The sequence below is a fragment of the Pseudomonas lactis genome (genome assembly GCF_001439845.1).
Taxonomy (GTDB): Bacteria; Pseudomonadota; Gammaproteobacteria; order Pseudomonadales; family Pseudomonadaceae; genus Aquipseudomonas; species Aquipseudomonas lactis.
Genome location: NZ_JYLO01000007.1, coordinates 227,798 through 243,739 on the forward strand (window position 1 = coordinate 227,798; position 15,942 = coordinate 243,739).

Genomic DNA, 15,942 nt, shown 5'->3' on the forward strand with positions numbered 1-15,942 from the left:
ATCAGTTAGCGGTGGCTGCTGACACTTCGTGAAGATCCAGCACCCGATCCACCATCAACTGGATCCCTTCCACCATCCGATGAATCCCCAGCACTGCATCACGCAGGGGGCCGTCGACATCAAAAGCCAGTTGACCCGCCAGTGCCTGCACGGATGCCAGGTCTTGGGAGGCGTTGGCGAGCAGGGTTTCGCTGTTCAGGTTGGTTAGGATGGTGAAGATTTGGTCGGTGGGCTGGGAATCAGATGGGGGATTTGGACTGTCTTTGATCATGGTAAACCTCTGGTGTGAAGTAAGAACTACCAGCATCACTTGCAGATGATGGGTGGCAGCTGTGTGCGGGCCTGCAAGACCGAGAGTCACCAGCAAGTCTCGGTAGACCCGAAGGTCTCCCGCACACAGCCGCCATAAATGGCGACCATGAAAAAGCGCCGCAATTATAAAGGCGCTTGTGACTAACTGGTGAGGTTTCGGCGGGCTTGCAGTCCCGGTCGCTGAATTGGCAGCGACTGACGAAGGTTAGTGGTACCCGTTCCGACGGACAACCTGAAAGGCTTGTCGGAAATCTCCGAGAGCTGAAGATATCGCAGACAGCAAAAACTCGGCCTAAGCCGTAATGCCGTTCAGTTAAGGCATTTTGTAGGAGCGAGCTTGCTCGCGAAAAACTCACAGGCGCCGCGTTCATTCAGGAAGCACGCGTTATCGTTGACGCTTTTCGCGAGCAAGCTCGCTCCTACAGAGGGCGATATACGCTTAACTGAACGGCATTAGGCCTAAGCCGAGTTCTTTGATAGCTATCTATACCTAGGCAGACTTCGCACGCTGGTCGGCTTCATAGTGGCGGGTCTGAAAAGGCATCAAGGTCTGAACCTTCAAACCCAGACCCTCACTTAATCCCCAGGACATTGCCAGTTCGTCACGACGACTGCGCAACGCAACAGCGCCTTGGGATTTCACGTATTGCCTTGAGGCTGAGAACAGTTCAAGCGCCTTCAACGCTTCCTTTACCCGACTATCGGTCGCACACGAAAAGCGTGTGAAGCGCTCAAGCAAATAGCCTGCGCGACGAAGCTCTACCTCACTGGAGTGCTCCTGAATGAACGCCCTCACCTCGCCCACAAGATTGGTATCCGAATACCACACAGCTTTCGCTGCACTGACCAAGGCAGCATCATCAGCCTGATTCAAGGGGCTTTTGACCAGTGTGTCCAAGGCGGAAGAGAGGACCGGACCGTTAAAGGGCTTCGCCATCTGCAGTCTCCAGATAATCGTGCAAGATATTGGTCAGTATGGATCTGGGTGGCTCTTTGTTGCCAACATACATATCAATCGCCTGCAATGCCAGCTGACGGAGCTCAGCGGTCACTATGAAGCCAGCCCTGAGCAACGCCATGATGTCATCTACATCCTGATCAGTGGCTCTGCCCAATTTGGAGATTGCAATGTCGATAGGCGCAGCTACATGAAGATGCAACGCAGACTCAAGAGGAAACTCTTCCAGGGGAAGACTTCGCTCCCAGTAGTCTTCGTGGAGCGGACCAAAGCTAGTGTTGTATTGGAGGTCATAGTTCAACTCCATGACACGGCCAGACTGCTCATCGAAAAACTGTTCTGGAAACTCTGCAAGCAATGTTCGTAGGCGCAGCGTGTCTTGAGTATTTGCGCAATAAATCTCCGCATCCACGTCGGTGGACACACGGTGGTGGGTATATAAATGAACAGCACAACCACCGAATACAATGACCTGGACCGCGCCCGGACTGGCGCCTTCGAGCGTCAATTCCATTTCAATGGCTCTGAACATTGAAATCAGAGCTTGCCCTAGCGCAGAGCTGGTATTGAGGCGAGGAACAACGAAATCTGGAATTTGCATATAGAATTTCAAACCGTACGCAAGATCATTGCTGGACGGGTCTTGAATTCAAGCCCCGATCACTGAGTTATCAGCGACCGATTGAGGCTAGGGAGACAGATTCCGACGGACAACCTGAAAGGCTTGTCGGAAAGTTCTGAGGCGCTTGCACCGACGCCATCGCAGGCAAGCCAGCTCCCACATGGGATTGATGTACGGTCTGACAACGGGGTCAAATGTGGGAGCTGGCTTGCCTGCGATTGGCACTTACAGCCAACAAAAAACCCGCCGACCAAACTGGCCCAGCGGGTTTCTTGTTTATGCAGCCAACAGATCAAAAATCCGCCAACTGCCACACCTCATACGCCGGTGTCTCATACGGGTGACTGAGTTTCAAAGCAGCCACGACAGCCACGATCAATTCATCCGCCACCACCAACTCAACCTTCCACTCTTCAACCACTTCAACCTGGCCCACCTGCCCGATAAACGGCTGGCTGCCGTCCAACGCGCGGAATTGGCCCTGACCCAGCACTTGCCAGGCGCAGCTGTCGTAGTCGCCGATGCGCCCGCCGCCGGCTGCGAAGACGGCGGTTTTTACCGTCTCCACATGGCTGTCGGGCACGAAGAAGGCGAGCTTGTACACGGCCTTAGTTCACCCACACGCGGGCGTTGCGGAACATGCGCATCCAGGCGCCGTCTTCGTTCCACTCTTCCGGGCGCCATGAGTTCTGCACGGCGCGGAACACGCGCTCCGGGTGCGGCATCATGATGGTCACGCGGCCGTCGCGGCTGGTAAGGCCGGTGATCCCACGCGGCGAGCCGTTCGGGTTGGCCGGGTAGCTTTCCGTGACCTTGCCGTGGTTATCGACAAAGCGCAGGGCAATGGTGCCGGACAGGTCGGCTTCAAGCAGCGCTTCTTCGCTGCTGAATTCGGCATGGCCTTCACCGTGGGCGATGGCGATTGGCATGCGCGAACCGGCCATGCCCTGCAGGAAGATCGAGTTGGATTCCTGCACCTGCACCATGGCAACACGGGCTTCGAACTGCTCGGAACGGTTGCGCACAAAGTGCGGCCAGAACTCGCTGCCCGGGATCAGCTCGCTGAGGTTGGACATCATCTGGCAACCGTTGCACACACCCAGGGTGAAGCTGTCGTTGCGCTCGAAGAAGCCCTGGAACGCATCGCGGGCACGGCTGTTGAACAGGGCCGACTTGGCCCAGCCTTCACCGGCACCCAGCACGTCGCCGTAGGAGAAACCACCGCAGGCCACCAGGCCTTTGAACTCGTTGAGGTCAACGCGACCGGCGAGGATGTCGCTCATGTGCACGTCAATCGCATTGAAGCCGGCGCGGTCGAACGCGGCCGCCATTTCCACCTGGCCGTTGACGCCCTGCTCACGCAGCACGGCAACCTGTGGGCGGATGCCCTTCTTGATGTAAGGCGCGGCGATGTCTTGGTTGACGTCGAAGCTGAGCATGGTGCTCAGGCCCGGGTTGTCTTCCTCCAGGATCACGTCGAATTCCTGCTCGGCGCAGTCGGCGTTATCACGCAGGCGTTGGATCTGGTAGCTGGTCTCGGCCCACTGGCGTTGCAGCAAGCGGCGCTGGCCGGTAAAGACCGTGTCGCCGTTGAACGAGATATTGACTTCGCCGTTGTTGATCGGCTGGCCAATCACCGCCACGCACTCGGCCAGGCCAGCAGCGCTGAACTGCGCGAGCACGTCTGGGGTAGCGTCCTGGCGCACCTGGATCACCGCACCCAACTCTTCGTTGAACAGGATGCCGTTGATTTCGGCAGCATCCTCGGCAACGCTGTCGAGCACGATGTTCAAGCCGCAGTGACCGGCGAAGGCCATTTCGACAACGCTGGTCAGCAAACCACCGTCGGAACGGTCGTGGTAAGCCAACAGGTGGCCGTCGGCGTTCAGGCCCTGGATCACGGCGAAGAAGGCCTTGAGGTCTTCGGCGTCGTCGACGTCCGGGGCCTGCTTGCCGAGCTTGCCGTGGGTTTGCGCCAGGATCGAGGCGCCCATGCGGTTCTGGCCACGGCCCAGGTCGATCAGGATCAGGTCGGTGGTGCCCTTGTCCATGCGCAGTTGCGGGGTCAGGGTCTGGCGGATGTCGGTGACCGGCGCAAAACCCGTGACGATCAACGACAGCGGCGACGTGACGCTCTTGTCGGTGCCGTCTTCGTTCCAACGGGTGGCCATGGACATGGAGTCCTTGCCCACCGGAATGGTGATACCCAGTTCCGGGCACAGCTCCATGCCGACGGCTTTAACCGTGTCGTACAGGCGCGCATCTTCACCCGGGTGGCCGGCAGCGGACATCCAGTTGGCCGACAGTTTGATGTCGGACAGCTTGCCGATACGCGAGGCGGCGATGTTGGTGAGGGTTTCACCAATGGCCATGCGGCCCGACGCCGGAGCGTCCAGCAGGGCCAACGGTGTGCGCTCGCCCATGGCCATGGCTTCACCGGTGTACACATCGAAGCTGGTGGCGGTGACGGCAACGTCGGCCACCGGCACCTGCCATGGGCCGACCATTTGGTCACGAGCCACCAGGCCGGTGATGGTGCGGTCGCCGATGGTGATCAGGAAGCTTTTGCTCGCCACGGCCGGATGGTGCAGCACGCGTTCGATGCTGTTGGCCAGGTCCAGCGTGCTTGGGTCGAAATCATCGCCCAGTTCAGCTTCACGGTTGGCCGAACGGTGCATGCGCGGGGCCTTGCCCAGCAGCACTTCCAACGGCATGTCCACGGGGCTGTTGCCGAAGTGGCTGTCGGTGACGGTCAGTTGCGGCTCGGCAGTGGCTTCGCCGACCACGGCAAACGGGCAACGCTCGCGTTCGCAGATGGCCTGGAAGCGTGCGAAGTCTTCAGGACCGACGGCCAGTACGTAGCGTTCCTGGGATTCGTTACTCCAGATTTCGTGCGGGGCCATGCCCGGCTCGTCGTTTGGAATGTTGCGCAGCTCGAAACGGCCACCACGGTCGCCGTCGTTGACCAGTTCCGGGAAGGCGTTGGACAAACCACCGGCACCGACGTCGTGGATGAAGCTGATCGGGTTCTTGTCACCCAACTGCCAGCAACGGTCGATGACTTCCTGGCAGCGGCGCTCCATCTCAGGGTTTTCGCGCTGTACGGAAGCGAAGTCCAGGTCTGCCGAGCTGGTGCCGGTGGCCATGGAAGAAGCCGCGCCGCCGCCCAGACCGATCAGCATCGCCGGGCCGCCGAGCACGATCAGCTTGGAGCCAACCAGAATCTCGCCTTTCTTGACGTGTTCTTCACGGATGTTGCCCATGCCGCCAGCCAACATGATTGGCTTGTGGTAACCGCGCACTTCATCGCCACGCGGGGTGGTGATGGACTGCTCGAAGGTCCGGAAGTAACCGGTGAGCGCCGGGCGCCCGAATTCGTTGTTGAACGCGGCGCCGCCCAGCGGGCCTTCGATCATGATGTCCAGCGCGGTGACGATGCGCTCAGGCTTGCCGTACGGCACTTCCCACGGCTGTTCAAAGCCCGGGATCTGCAAGTTGGATACGGTGAAACCGGTGAGGCCCGCCTTGGGCTTGGCGCCACGGCCGGTAGCACCTTCATCGCGGATTTCACCGCCCGAACCGGTAGCTGCGCCCGGGAACGGGGCAATCGCGGTCGGGTGGTTGTGGGTTTCAACCTTCATCAGGATGTGCACCGGCTCCTGCACCGCGCCGTACTGGCGGGTTTCCGGGTCCGGGAAGAAACGGCCGGCGACGGAGCCGACGATCACCGAGGCGTTGTCCTTATAAGCCGACAGAACGCCTTCGCTGTGCATCACGTAGGTGTTCTTGATCATGCCGAACAGGCTTTTCTCTTGGCTTTGGCCGTCGATGTCCCAACTGGCGTTGAAGATCTTGTGACGGCAGTGCTCGGAGTTGGCCTGGGCGAACATCATCAGTTCGATGTCGTGGGGGTTGCGCTTCAAGCCGTTGAAGGCGTTGACCAGGTAGTCGATCTCGTCTTCGGCCAGGGCCAGGCCCAGCTCGGTGTTGGCCTTCTCGAGGGCGGCGCGGCCACCGCCCAGCACGTCAATGGCGGTGAGCGGCTTCGGCTCGGCGTGGCTGAACAGGCCGGCAGCCTGTTCCAGCTGACTGACGATGATCTGGGTCATGCGGTCGTGCAGGCTGCTGGCGATCAGCTCCGCCTCGGCGTCGCTGAACTGGCCGGCGACGTAGAAGGCGATCCCACGCTCCAGGCGCTGGATTTTGTCCAGGCCGCAGTTGCGGGCGATGTCGCTGGCCTTGCTCGACCAGGGCGAGATGGTGCCGAACCGTGGCAGAACCAGGAACAAGCGGCCAGTCGGCTCTTGAACGGGAACGCTTGGGCCGTACTTCAGAAGGCGTGCCAGCACTTGCTGTTCGTCGGCGGTCAAGACGCCGGTTACGTCGGCGAAGTGAGCAAATTCAGCGTACAGGCCTGTAACAGCTGGAACCTTCTGGCTCAGTTGCTCAAGGAGTTTGCTGTGGCGAAAGGCAGAAAGGGCAGGAGCGCCGCGCAGGATCAACATCTTCGGGACAGCCTCGGGAAGGGGTGTGCTTTGAGGCCGTGCATTCTAGCGTAAACCTTCGCCAACGGCACCCGAAACGCTACCGGTGGCGGCCGCCGAACGTCAGTTGGCACGCTTTGCCTGGGATCAGGGCGTTATCCAGGGCATTGGGCGCAGTTATTTTAACCGTCACAAACGCTCGCCAAGCCCCGTTTCTGCGGGCTGCAGCACAGTTTTGCGCTGGCTAGCAGACAAGTGCGCCGCTGTCGAGATATGGCGCCGTGAGCCGTTTGCGTATACTGCGCAGATGTTCTTCCCAACTGTTTCGCGCCTGCGATGCGTCAAATGGCTCATCGCCACCTTGCTCTTCCTGATGCTCAGTGCCTGTGTTGATAAACCCAGCACACTGGAGCGAATCAAGGAGGATGGCGTATTGCGGGTGGTCACTCGCAACAGTCCCGCTACGTATTTCCAGGACCGTAACGGTGAAACCGGCTTCGAATACGAACTGGTCAAGCGCTTTGCCGACGACCTGGGCGTGAAGCTGGAAATCGAGACGGCCGACAACCTTGACGACCTGTTCAACCAGTTGAGCAAACCCAACGGCCCGGTACTCGCTGCCGCCGGCCTGGTGAGTAGCGACCAGCGCCAGCAGCAGGTGCGCTTCTCCCACCCGTACCTTGAAGTCACCCCGCAGATCATCTACCGCAACGGCCAATCGCGCCCCACCAACGCCGCCGACCTGGTGGGCAAGAAGATCATGGTGCTCAAGGGCAGCACCCACGCCGAACAACTGGCGGCACTGAAAAAACAGAACCCGGCGATTGAGTACGAAGAATCCGATGCCGTTGAGGTGGTGGATCTGCTGCGCATGGTCGACGAAGGGCAGATCGACCTGACCCTGGTGGACTCCAACGAAGTGGCCATGAACCAGGTGTACTTCCCCAACGTGCGCGTGGCCTTCGACCTCGGTAATGCCAGCAACCAGAGCTGGGCGGTGGCGGCCGGTGAAGACAACAGCCTGCTCAACGAGATCAACAGTTACCTGGACAAGGTCGAGAAAAACGGCACCCTGCAGCGTCTGAAAGATCGCTACTACGGGCACGTCGATGTACTCGGCTATGTCGGCGCCTATACCTTTGCCCAGCACCTGCAACAACGCCTGCCCAAGTACGAGAAACACTTTCGCGCCTATGCCAAGGCCGAGAAAGTCGATTGGCGGTTGTTGGCAGCCATTGGTTATCAGGAATCGCTGTGGCAACCCACGGTCACGTCCAAGACCGGCGTGCGTGGCCTGATGATGCTGACCCAGAACACTGCCCAAGCCATGGGCGTGTCCAACCGCCTGGACCCCAAGCAGAGCATCATGGGCGGCGCCAAGTACCTGGCCAGGATCAAGGATGAGCTGGACGACAAGATCGCCGAACCCGACCGCACCTGGTTCGCCCTCGCCGCCTATAACGTGGGCACCGGCCACCTGGACGACGCGCGCATCCTGGCGAAGAAAGAAGGCCTGAACCCGAACAAGTGGCTGGACGTGAAGAAGATGCTGCCACGCCTGTCGCAGAAGCAGTGGTATAGCAAGACCCGCTACGGCTACGCCCGCGGCGGCGAGCCGGTGCATTTTGTGGCGAACATCCGGCGTTACTACGACATCCTCACCTGGGTGACCCAGCCGCAGCTGGAGGGTAACCAGGTGGTGGAAGGCAACCTGCATGTGCCGGGTGTGGACAAGACCAAGCCTGCGCAAGACACCCCACAACTCTGATTACGACAGCCCGCACACTGCAAATCCCTGTGGGAGCCGGGCTTGCCCGCGATGGCGGCCTGACAGTCAAGGTATTCGGCGCCTGACACACCGCTATCGCGGGCAAGCCCGGCTCCCACATCTGATCATCGTCGCCTTATAGGCCGGTGAGCAGATGAACCACGCCGCCCGGCAGTACCATCACTGCGGGTACACCGGCAGCCTTCAACGCCGACTCATCCAACCCACCCACCTCCTTCAATTGCACCCGCACCCGCGTGAGCGCCACGCGCTGCTGTGACGTGACGTTGCACTCCCCGCCCAATGCACTCAGCACCTCGGCCGACAACAGGCTGGGTGTCGACGCGGTAACCGTCTCCGCCACCAAATCAGGCGTCAGGGCTTTCCAGAACGCCCGCTGCAATTTCTCGAACATGCTCAGTGCTCCACAACAGGTGAGGTTTCAACGGTGGCCGCGTGGTACAGGCGCAGGGCCTCGCGTACTTGGTCGGCTTCTTCCAGGCCCAGCACCTGGCGGGCGATGATCTGGCAGTCGTGCAGGTCCAGCTCGCGCACGGTGGCCTTGATGGTGGGGATCAGCGGCACACTGACCGACAGCTCATCCACGCCCAGGCCGATCAACACCGGCACCGCCATGGTTTCGGACGCCAGCGCACCACACACGCCGACCCATTTGCCGTGGGCATGGGCCGCTTTGACGGTGATGTCGATCAGGCGCAGCACCGCCGGGTGAAAACTGTCGGCCTGGCTGGCCAGCCGGGGGTGGTCGCGGTCCATGGCCAGGGTGTATTGGGTGAGGTCGTTGGTGCCGATAGAGAAGAAATCCACATGGGGCGCAAACACATCCGCCATTAACGCCGCGCTCGGCACTTCGATCATGATGCCCAGCTTGGGCAGTTCGCTCAGGCCAAGCGCCTGCGCCTCCTCTTCGAGCATTCTGCGCGCCAGATGCAGTTCCGACAGCAGGCTGACCATCGGCAACATGATATGCAGCCGCGCCAAGCCGGCGCTGGCGAGAATCGCACGCAACTGTTCACGCAGCAGTTCGGGACGCTCCAGGCACAGGCGGATACCGCGCAGGCCAAGGAATGGGTTGGTCTCGCTTTCCATCGGCACATAGGCCAAGGGTTTATCGCCGCCCACATCCAGGGTACGTACCACCAGATTACGCTCGGTGCCGAGGGCGCGGGCGATGGCGCTGTAGGTGTCGGCCTGCTCCTCTGCGCTCGGCGCACGGTTGCGTTCCAGGTAGAGGAACTCCGAACGCAGCAGGCCCACGCCTTCACCGCCCAGGGTCAGGGATTGTTCCACTTCCTGCAACGAGGCGACGTTGGCTGTGACCTCGACGTGGTGACCGTCGCGGGTGACCGCTGCCCGTGAGGCCTGCGCCACCTCACGCTGCAGCCGCAGCTTTTGCTGTTGGCGCACCGCCTGCAGTTGCTCGATTTCGGCCAGGTTCGGCTCCAGCTGCAGCTCGCCTTTGTCGGCATTGAGCAATACCCGCTTGCCGTTGGCCAAGGCCAGTACTTGGCTGGGTACGCCGCAAAGGGATGGCAGGCCGAGGGCCCGGGCGAGGATGGCCACGTGGCTGGTAGCGCCACCGGCGACCGTGACGAAGCCCAGCACTTTGCTGGTGTCCAGGCCGGCGGTTTGTGAGGGTGTCAGTTGTTCAGCGACCAGGATGGCGCATTCCGGCAGCTCCATGGACCGCTCTGGCACGCCCAGGATCAACTTGAGCACGCGCTGGCCGACGTCGGCCAAGTCCGCCGCACGCTCAGCCAGCAGCGCTTTGCCCAAGCCTTCAAAAAGTTTGGCGGTCGCCACCGTTGCCGTGTTCCAGGCAAAGGCGGCACTCTTGCCTTCGGCCAGCAGGCTATGGGCTTGTTCAAGCAGGGTCGGGTCTTCGAGCAGTTCTTGGTGGGCGCGGAAGATCTCGGCCTGGGCGCTGCCGGCCGCCTTGGCCTGCAACGCTTGCAACGCCTCGTTTGCAGCCCGCAGGCCACGCGCCAATGCAGTACGTTCGAAGGTTTCTCCCGCACCGGCTTCGGGAATCTCAAGCGCTGGCTCAGCCACTTGGACAACCTGGCCGAACGCCGAACCCGGCGACGCACAGACGCCTCGCAATACGGAGGCCGAAGACGCAGGCGCAGCGGGCTTGCTGATTTTCTTGATCGCTACCGGCAGCGTCTCGCCACAGCCGTCGAGCAACAACGCCACCAGCGCCTGGATAGCCGCCTCGGCATCCTCCCCCGCCGCGCTCACTTGCACGCTGTCGCCCTGGGAGGTCTGCAGCGCCATGATCGCCACGAGAGACTTGGCATTCGCGCTCAGGGTTTGCTTGTGCAGGAAAATGCTGGAACTGAACCCCTTCGCCGCCTGGGCAAACACCGCCGCAGGGCGGGCGTGCAAGCCGCTGGCATTGGGCAGGGTTACTGGCTTGGAGAACAGCGCATTGCCCTCCTCCTCGTCCACCTCTGCGGGTATCTGCCCCGGTGAGACCTGCAACAGTGGCTGGCCGGACTCGACCAGCGCCTGACCGGCCACCAACGGCACAAACGGCTCGCCGCTCACAATGAGCATCAAGGTCAGCAGGCTGCGTGCATTGAGCGCGACATAGTCGGCATCGAACTCAATCAGCGGCTGTCCGGCCTCCACCCGCTGGCCCTCCTCGACCAGCCGGGTGAAGCCCTGGCCCGCCAGGTTCACAGTGTCCAGGCCAATATGCAGCAGCACTTGCACACCGTTATCGGCGGTGACGCTGACCGCATGGCCGCTGTCCTGAATGTTGCTGATCACCCCAGCCAACGGCGCGCAGAGGGTTTGCGAGGTGGGGTCGATGCACAGGCCATCGCCAATCACGCGGCCAGAAAATACCGGGTCGGGCACCTGGTCCAGCGCCAGCAAAACCCCGGACAAGGGTGCCAGCAGTTCCAGGGGTTGAGATGTGATCATGACTTCACCTGTTTGTGTTGTTCTTTAAAAATCATTGAGTCGATGCAAGGTTGAGGTTGACGAAGGTCAGTGTGGGAGCGGGCTTGCTCGCGAAAGCGGTGTATCAGGCGACACATTCACTGACTGACCCACTGCATTCGCGAGCAAGCCCGCTCCCACATTAGCCCGCGTACTCCCTCCTGATTACTTCCACCAATATTCGACCTGCACACCGACGTTCGACCCATGCCGCGCCGTGCCATAGGCGCCGGTGTCGGACAACGCCGTGCCCGCCGCCAGCTCATTGGCCGCACGCTTGGCCGCTTTGTTCCAGGACGCATAGGTGTAATACAACCGCACCTCCGGCCGCGCCCAGAATTCAGGGCCTTTGGGCGACCAGGTCGGGGCGAAGGTAAATTTGCTCAATTTGCGCGTACCGCCGGTGGCATCGACTTGATCGTGCCCCAGCTCAGCAACCAGTTTGAATTGCTCGCTGAGCGCATACGCCGGGCGCACACCCAGGGACATCCAGTTCTGGTCCTGACGCCCTGGGCGCACATCTTTCTGGTACACCGCTTCAACTTGCCCGCCAAAACGCGGAGTCAGTTGCCAATCAAAGAACTCCACCGCGCGGTAACTTTTGCTGCTCTTGTCCAGCGCGGTATTGCCGGTGTAGCCCAGGCCGGTGCCGGGGCCTTCGCCGTACTGCAGGGCAAACTTGTTCTTGCCACCCAGGAAGGCTGCTTGCACATGCTGCGCCGTCAGCGCCCAGCCGCTGTTGGTGTCACGCCCACCGGCCTTGGCGATGTAGCTCAAGCCCAGTTCCAGTTCGCCACCGGGGTTGGTCTTGAAACCTGCGACATTGAAGTCGTGACGGGTGGCGTATTCCTTCTGGTACAGGTTGTCCTTGCGCGACAGGGCGTAGCTGTATTTCAAACCGCCGATCAGCACGTCCTCGATCCCGCCACCGGTGGCGCTCTGGTTCCAGTAGTAGAAGTCGGAGATATGGATATCGTTACGCTTGTAGTAACGCCGCCCGGCCCACAGCGAACCACCATTGAGGCTGGGCAGGTTGGACCATTGCGCATACATCTGCGGCATGCGCGCCGAGCCGTTGTTTTCACCCTGGAATTTCAGGGCACGATCGTACTTGTTATAAAGGGAAGCCATGGCATCGACGCTGAGCACCGAACCGTCGTCGAAGGTCAGCAAATCCTGACGCAGTTCCAGCTCGGCGTACTGCTCGCATTCGTTACCCAGGCGGTATTTGGTTTGCGCACCCGGCAGTTGGAAACATTGCTGCTTGCCGCTGCCCGTTGACGTACCCACGCCGCTGCGCAAATACCCGGCAAACTCCAGGGCTTGCGCGCCAAAAGGCACCGTGAGGCAGGAGGCAATAAGGCCCAGCTTTATTGTTGTTTTCATGAAGCGCTCCTTTTCTTTTTATTGTTTTTTCTTACTGTCTTGCGTGACGCGATCACCTGTAGGAGCGAGCTTGCTCGCGAAGAATTTGCAGCCTCCACGCAACACCTGGAGGGGCGCGTTTTCGTTGGCGATCTTCGCGAGCGAGCTCGCTCCTACAGGGGGTGTTTCAACCCGTCAGGTGCAGCACGAAGGATTCATAGGGGCGTAGCACCACCGTGCTCGTGCACAGCGGGCAGTCGGGGTAGTTGCTGATCAACAGGCGTTGCTCGCTCTCGGCGTTGATCACGCCTTCTGGCAGTTGGATCTCGCATGGCGATCCATAGAAGTTGTTGAGTACCAACAGGCGCTCGCCATGGCCTTCACGCAGGTACGCCCAGACCTGGAGATGGTCTTGCAGCAACGGGCGGTAAACGCCTTGCTGTATCAGCGGTTCGCGACGGCGCAAGTCGATCAGCCTGCGGTAGTGATGCAGCACCGAATCCGGGTCATCCATCTGGCTGTTGACGTTGATCTGCGCAGCATTGGCGGGGATGCCGATCCAGGGTTCACCGCGGCTGAACCCCGCATTCGCTTCGGTGCTCCACTGCATGGGCGTACGCCCGTTGTCGCGGGACTTCTGCATGATCGCCGCCATGCTTGCGGCTTCGGACTCGCCCGCATCGCGCTTGAGCCGGAAGATGTTCAGGGTTTCCACATCACGGTACTGCGAGATGCTGTCGAAGCCGGGGTTGGTCATGCCAAGCTCTTCGCCCTGATACACATACGGCGTGCCCTGCAGAAAGTGCAGCGCCGTGGCGAGCATCTTGGCCGAGACCACGCGGTATTCGCCGTCGTCACCAAAACGCGAGACCACCCGTGGCTGGTCGTGGTTGCACCAGAACAGCGCGTTCCAGCCGCCACCGGCTTGCATGCCCATCTGCCAGTCGGAAAAAATCTGCTTGAGTTGAAGGAAATCGAAGTCGGCCTTCACCCACTTTTGCAGGTTCGGGTAATCGACTTTCAGGTGGTGGAAATTGAAAGTCATCGACAGCTCTTTCGACGCTGGATTCGAATAGCGAATGCAATGTTCCAGGCGGGTGGAGGACATCTCGCCGACGTTGATCAGGTCATGGCCTTCAAAGACTTCACGATGCATTTGCTGCAAGTATTGGTGCACGTTCGGGCCGTCGGTGTAGAAACGGCGGCCGTCACTGTTGTCCTCGGGGAAATCGGCGGGCTTGGAGATCAGGTTGATCACATCCAGGCGGAACCCACCCACGCCTTTGTCGCGCCAGAAACGCATCATCTTGAACACCTCGGCGCGCACCTGGGGGTTGTCCCAGTTGAGGTCGGCCTGGGTGTGGTCGAACAGGTGCAGGTAGTACTGGCCGGTCTGTGCTTCGTATTCCCAGGCCGAGCCGCCGAACTTGGATTCCCAGTTGTTCGGCTGGTCGCGCCAGATATAGAAGTCGCGGTAGGGATTGTCGAGGCTGCTGCGCGCCTGCTGGAACCATTCGTGCTCGATGGAGGTGTGGTTGACCACGATATCGAGCATCAGCTTGATGCCACGCTTGGCGGCTTCGCTGATCAGCAGCTCGCAATCGGCCATGGTGCCGTAGCTGGGGTCGATGGCGTAGTAGTCGCTGATGTCGTAGCCGTTGTCGCGCTGGGGCGAGCGCAGGAACGGCGTGACCCACAGGCAATCCACGCCCAGCCATTTGAGGTAGTCGAGTTTGTCCACGATGCCCAACAGGTCACCGGTGGCGTTACCCGCGTGGCTGTGGAAGCTTTTGGGGTAGATCTGGTAGATCACCGAGTGTTGCCAGGTTTGCATGGTGGGTTCCTTCAGTAGAGTTGGGTGCTGGCCCTTCTGGCCTCATCGCAGGCAAGCCAGCTCCCACACTTGAATGTGTTCACACATCACTGTGGGAGCTGGCTTGCCTGCGATAGCGATCTTCAGGCGACCCGGTAACCAGGCCGAACGATCTTCATGCTCAACATGCACGTCAGCGCAAACGGCACGACCATCGCCACGACCATGCCGATCACGAACATCGGAATCGCGCTTGGCACGATCGAGATAAACCCGGGCAACCCACCGACACCGATGGCCGACGCCTGTACCTTGTTCAACGACAGGAAGATGCTGCCCAGCGCCGAGCCCAGCAGCGCGGCGTAGAACGGAAACTTGAAGCGCAGGTTCACCCCGAACATCGCAGGCTCGGTGATGCCGAAGTAAGCGGAAATCGCCGAGGTCGAGGCCATGCTTTTGTCCCGCGCATTGCGGGTCATGTAGAACACCCCGAGGGCGGCGCTGCCCTGGGCCAGGTTGGACATGACAATCATCGGCCAGATAAAGGTGCCGCCCTGGGTGGAGATAAGCTGCAGGTCGACCGCCAGGAACATGTGGTGCATGCCGGTGATCACCAGCGGCGCATAGAGCAGGCCGAAAATCGCGCCGCCGACCATGGGGGCGATCTCGAACAGGGTCACCAGGCCTTCGGTGATCAGGATGCCAAGGTGACGAGTCACCGGGCCGATGATCGCCAGGGCCAGCACACCAGTGACAACGATGGTGGTGATCGGCACCACCAGCAGTTGAATGGCATTCGGCACCCGCGCCCGCAGCCACTTCTCGATCACGCTCATGACAAAGGCGGCCATCAGGATCGGCAGGATCTGCCCCTGGTAACCCACCTTCTCGATCTGGAACCAGCCGAAGATATCGAAGTACGGCAGGCTCTGGCCGTCGAGGCCGGCGACCGCCTTGCCGTAGTTCCAGGCATTGAGCAGGTCCGGGTGTACCAACATCAGGCCCAGCACGATGCCGAGGATTTCACTGCCGCCGAACCGCTTGGCCGCCGACCAGCCCACCAGCGCCGGCAGGAACACGAAGGAGGTGTTGGCCATCAGGTTGATCAGGCTCCACAGGCCATCCAGGTTCGGGTAGGCCTCCAGCAGCGTCTGGCCTTCGATGAACATGCCCTTGGCGCCCATCAGGTTGTTCACGCCCATCAACAGGCCGGCGATGATCAGCGCGGGCAGGATCGGCATGAACACATCGGAGAACACCCGCACCAGGCGCTGCATGGGGTTGGTCTTGTCGCCGCCGGCTTTCTTGACGTCGGCAATGGTCGACGCGGCCAGGCCGGTCAATTCGCGCAGGGCGGCGTAGACCTTCTCCACTTCGCCGGGGCCGATCACCACTTGGAACAGGCCGCCGGTAAAGAACGAGCCCTTGACCAGGTCGACCTGGTTCATGGCACTGCTGTTGACCAGGCTAGGGTCCTTGAGCGCAAGGCGCAGGCGGGTCACGCAATGGGCAGCCTGCTCAAGGTTTTCGCGGCCCCCGAGGTTGTCGAGAATCTCGCGGGCAATCGTTGAATAGTCGTGGCTCATGCTCGTTTTCCACTGTGATTGTTTTTATGGGTGGCAGTCGTTGGCAGCACGCCGAGGAGGGAAA

Annotated in this window: 11 protein-coding genes; 1 reads left to right on the forward strand and 10 read right to left on the reverse strand. The window is 60.7% G+C overall.

The features are described 5' to 3' along the window. Nucleotide 1 precedes the first annotated feature (1 nt). The 5 genes from TX24_RS13590 to purL form a co-directional block, all read right to left on the reverse strand. Complete coding sequence (locus TX24_RS13590) at nt 2-271, reverse strand: DUF6124 family protein (protein ID WP_020301367.1); 270 nt, start codon at nt 269-271, stop codon at nt 2-4. 531 nt (nt 272-802) lie between these two features. Further along, nucleotides 803-1,249: a hypothetical protein gene (locus tag TX24_RS13595; protein WP_032900861.1), complete on the reverse strand. Its 447-nt coding sequence runs from the start codon at nt 1,247-1,249 to the stop codon at nt 803-805. Next, a complete protein-coding gene (locus TX24_RS13600) occupies nt 1,233-1,871 on the reverse strand; it encodes a DUF6036 family nucleotidyltransferase (protein ID WP_005791146.1) in 639 nt (212 codons plus the stop codon). Before TX24_RS13600 ends, TX24_RS13595 begins: the two co-directional genes overlap by 17 nt. A 313-nt stretch (nt 1,872-2,184) precedes the next feature. Further along, the gene (locus TX24_RS13605) at nt 2,185-2,496 is read right to left on the reverse strand and encodes a YqfO family protein (protein ID WP_003193986.1); all 312 of its coding nucleotides are present in this window, start codon (nt 2,494-2,496) and stop codon (nt 2,185-2,187) included. A gap of 4 nt (nt 2,497-2,500) precedes the next feature. Continuing rightward, on the reverse strand, nt 2,501-6,397 hold the full coding sequence (gene purL, locus TX24_RS13610; protein ID WP_057710510.1) for a phosphoribosylformylglycinamidine synthase: 3,897 nt from the start codon (nt 6,395-6,397) through the stop codon (nt 2,501-2,503). A 286-nt stretch (nt 6,398-6,683) separates the two neighbouring features. Here purL and mltF point away from each other — a divergent pair, with 286 nt between their 5' ends. Then, complete coding sequence (gene mltF, locus TX24_RS13615) at nt 6,684-8,144, forward strand: membrane-bound lytic murein transglycosylase MltF (protein WP_003193988.1); 1,461 nt, start codon at nt 6,684-6,686, stop codon at nt 8,142-8,144. A 136-nt stretch (nt 8,145-8,280) separates the two neighbouring features. Here mltF and TX24_RS13620 read toward each other — a convergent pair whose 3' ends face one another. The 5 genes from TX24_RS13620 to treP form a co-directional block, all read right to left on the reverse strand. Beyond that, nucleotides 8,281-8,559, reverse strand: coding sequence for a PTS sugar transporter subunit IIB (locus TX24_RS13620; RefSeq protein ID WP_003193989.1), 279 nt, complete (start codon nt 8,557-8,559; stop codon nt 8,281-8,283). A gap of 2 nt (nt 8,560-8,561) precedes the next feature. Next, complete coding sequence (ptsP, locus tag TX24_RS13625; RefSeq protein WP_057710511.1) at nt 8,562-11,096, reverse strand: phosphoenolpyruvate--protein phosphotransferase; 2,535 nt, start codon at nt 11,094-11,096, stop codon at nt 8,562-8,564. A gap of 183 nt (nt 11,097-11,279) precedes the next feature. After that, complete coding sequence (locus TX24_RS13630; RefSeq protein WP_003193991.1) at nt 11,280-12,500, reverse strand: maltoporin; 1,221 nt, start codon at nt 12,498-12,500, stop codon at nt 11,280-11,282. Between the two features lie 166 nt (nt 12,501-12,666). Then, the gene (treC, locus tag TX24_RS13635) at nt 12,667-14,313 is read right to left on the reverse strand and encodes an alpha,alpha-phosphotrehalase (protein ID WP_057710512.1); all 1,647 of its coding nucleotides are present in this window, start codon (nt 14,311-14,313) and stop codon (nt 12,667-12,669) included. Between the two features lie 122 nt (nt 14,314-14,435). Continuing rightward, nucleotides 14,436-15,878, reverse strand: a complete 1,443-nt coding sequence (gene treP, locus TX24_RS13640) for a PTS system trehalose-specific EIIBC component (RefSeq protein ID WP_057710513.1) — start codon at nt 15,876-15,878, stop codon at nt 14,436-14,438. Nucleotides 15,879-15,942: the final 64 nt, after the last annotated feature.

Coding starts and splice junctions, on each gene's coding strand:
- TX24_RS13590 (WP_020301367.1), bottom strand. CDS start 271: ATGATCAAAGACAGTCCAAATCCCCCATCTGATTCCCAGCCCACCGAC.
- TX24_RS13595 (WP_032900861.1), bottom strand. CDS start 1,249: ATGGCGAAGCCCTTTAACGGTCCGGTCCTCTCTTCCGCCTTGGACACA.
- TX24_RS13600 (WP_005791146.1), bottom strand. CDS start 1,871: ATGCAAATTCCAGATTTCGTTGTTCCTCGCCTCAATACCAGCTCTGCG.
- purL (WP_057710510.1), bottom strand. CDS start 6,397: ATGTTGATCCTGCGCGGCGCTCCTGCCCTTTCTGCCTTTCGCCACAGC.
- mltF (WP_003193988.1), top strand. CDS start 6,684: ATGTTCTTCCCAACTGTTTCGCGCCTGCGATGCGTCAAATGGCTCATC.
- TX24_RS13620 (WP_003193989.1), bottom strand. CDS start 8,559: ATGTTCGAGAAATTGCAGCGGGCGTTCTGGAAAGCCCTGACGCCTGAT.
- ptsP (WP_057710511.1), bottom strand. CDS start 11,096: ATGATCACATCTCAACCCCTGGAACTGCTGGCACCCTTGTCCGGGGTT.
- TX24_RS13630 (WP_003193991.1), bottom strand. CDS start 12,500: ATGAAAACAACAATAAAGCTGGGCCTTATTGCCTCCTGCCTCACGGTG.
- treC (WP_057710512.1), bottom strand. CDS start 14,313: ATGCAAACCTGGCAACACTCGGTGATCTACCAGATCTACCCCAAAAGC.
- treP (WP_057710513.1), bottom strand. CDS start 15,878: ATGAGCCACGACTATTCAACGATTGCCCGCGAGATTCTCGACAACCTC.